Below are 2,387 nucleotides of genomic sequence, written 5' to 3' on the forward strand. Positions count from 1 at the left end.
CGCCGCGCTTGCCGCGGGCGTTGTTGAGGCTGCGGATCTCCAGCGTCTCGTCGCGTGCCTTGCCGCCGCGGCCCGTGCCTTCGAGGCGTATGCTGCGCGTATAGGCGGCTGCGCCGGCCAGTTGGTCGCCGGCTTCGAGCGCCAGCAGCATCAGGCCGCGCGCGGCGCTGGTCATGGTCTTGAGCTCGCCGATCTCGAACGTCAGGATGCGGCCGCCGACCGAGCCCACGGCGACATGGGTCGCGGCGGGCACCACGACGCTGCCCGAGCCGCCGCTCACCAGCGACGGCGCGCACAGCGTCTCGCCTTCGGCCAGATTGACGAAGGCCTTGCCGCTCTTGTTGCGCGAGACCAGGCTTTCGACATTCGCCAGGAAGCCGTAGCCTCCCGAGCAGGCCAGCAGCAGGCAAGCCTGGGCCGGGCCCGCGAAGTAGTACTGCAGCTGCGTGCCGCTTTCGAGTTCGACCAGCGTGGTCACGGGCTGGCCGTCGCCGCGCCCGCCGGGCAATTGCGCCACCGGAACCGAATAGACCCGGCCGTTGCTGCCGAACGCCAGCAACTGGTCGACGGTGCGGCACTCGAACGTACCGTAGAGCGCGTCGCCGGCCTTGAAGCTGAAGCTCGCGGCCTCATGGCCATGGCCCTGGCGCGCGCGCACCCAGCCTTTTTCCGAGACCACCACGGTGACGGGTTCGTCGGCGACCTTGACTTCGGCCGTGGCCTTCTTCTCTTCCTGGATCAGCGTGCGGCGCGCGTCGGCGAACTGCTTGGCGTCGGCCTCGATCTCCTTGATCATCAGCCGGCGCAGCGTCGCCGGATTGCCCAGGATGTCTTCGAGCTTGCCCTGGCTTTCGCGCAGCGCGGCGAGCTCCTGCTCGATCTTGATGGCTTCGAGCCGCGCGAGCTGGCGCAGGCGGATTTCAAGAATGTCCTCGGCCTGGCGCTCCGACAGCGCGAAGCGCTCGATCAGCGCGGCCTTGGGTTCGTCGCTCTCGCGGATGATGGCAATCACTTCGTCGATGTTGAGCAGCACGATCTGCCGCCCTTCGAGGATGTGGGCGCGGTCCAGCACCTTGGCCAGGCGGTGCTGCGAGCGCCGCGTGATCGTGGCCTGGCGGAACTCTATCCACTCCTGCAGCATCTGCAGCAGCGACTTCTGCACGGGCCGGCCGTCCAGACCAATCATCGTCAGGTTGATCGAGCTCGAGGTTTCGAGGCTGGTGTGCGCCAGCAGCATGTGCGACAGATCGGACTGGCGCACCTTGCCGCTCTTGGGCTCGATGACGATGCGCACCGGCGCATCCTTGCTCGACTCGTCGCGCACGCCGTCGAGCACGGCCAGCAGGTTGACCTTGAGCAGCTGCTGGTCCTGGGTCAGCGCCTTCTTGCCGGTCTTGATCTTGGGGTTGGACAGCTCCTCGATCTCCTCGAGCACCTTCTGCGTCGAGACGCCGGGCGGCAGCTCGGTGACCACCATCTGCCACTGGCCACGCGCCAGTTCCTCGATCTTCCAGCGCGCGCGCACCTTGAGGCTGCCGCGGCCCGTGCGGTAGGCATCGGCGATGTCGGACGGGCTGCTGATGATCTGGCCGCCGCCGGGATAGTCGGGGCCGGGAATGTGCAGGGCCAGATCGGCCGCGCTCATCAGCGGCTTCTTGATCAGCGCCACGCAGGCGTCGGCGATCTCGCGCAGGTTGTGGCTGGGTATCTCGGTCGCCAGACCGACGGCAATGCCGCTGGCGCCGTTGAGCAGGCTGAACGGCAGGCGCGCGGGCAGCTGGCGCGGCTCCTGCGTGGAGCCGTCGTAGTTGGGCACGAAGTCGACCGTGCCCTCGTCGATCTCGTCGAGCAGCAGGCCGGTAATCTTGGACAGTCGCGCTTCGGTGTAGCGCATGGCCGCCGCGCCATCGCCGTCGCGGCTGCCGAAGTTGCCCTGGCCGTCGACCAGCGGATAGCGCTGGGCGAAGTCCTGGGCCATGCGCACCAGCGCGTCATAGGCCGACTGGTCGCCATGCGGGTGAAAGCGCCCCAGCACATCGCCGACCACGCGCGCGCTCTTGACCGGCCGCGGCGCGGTATTGCCCGAGTAGCTCAGGCCCATGCGGTCCATCGCATAGAGGATGCGCCGCTGCACGGGTTTCAGGCCGTCGCAGACATCGGGCAGGGCCCGGCCCTTGACGACCGACAGTGCATATTCGAGATAGGCGCGCTGCGCATAGGTTCCGAGGTCCAGCGCATCGCCATTGGCGGGCGCAGCCAGATCTAAAGTGTCTTGATCGCTCATTGTTCTCGTTTCTCGTCAATAGACTCCCGCGCGCTGCCCGCAGGCAGCGTCATGCGGATGCGTGAAGAAGGTGTGGCCGGCATACCGGTGGCCGGCATACCGG

1 protein-coding gene is annotated in these 2,387 nt (G+C 67.6%); it reads right to left on the reverse strand.

What is annotated here, in order from left to right:
• On the reverse strand, nucleotides 1–2,284 hold a 2,284-nt coding region (gene parC / locus RR928_RS24705), incomplete at its 3' end, for a DNA topoisomerase IV subunit A (protein WP_332684723.1).
• Nucleotides 2,285–2,387 lie beyond the last annotated feature (103 nt).

It is taken from the genome of Comamonas sp. (assembly GCF_036666375.1).
Lineage (GTDB): Bacteria > Pseudomonadota > Gammaproteobacteria > Burkholderiales > Burkholderiaceae_C > Comamonas.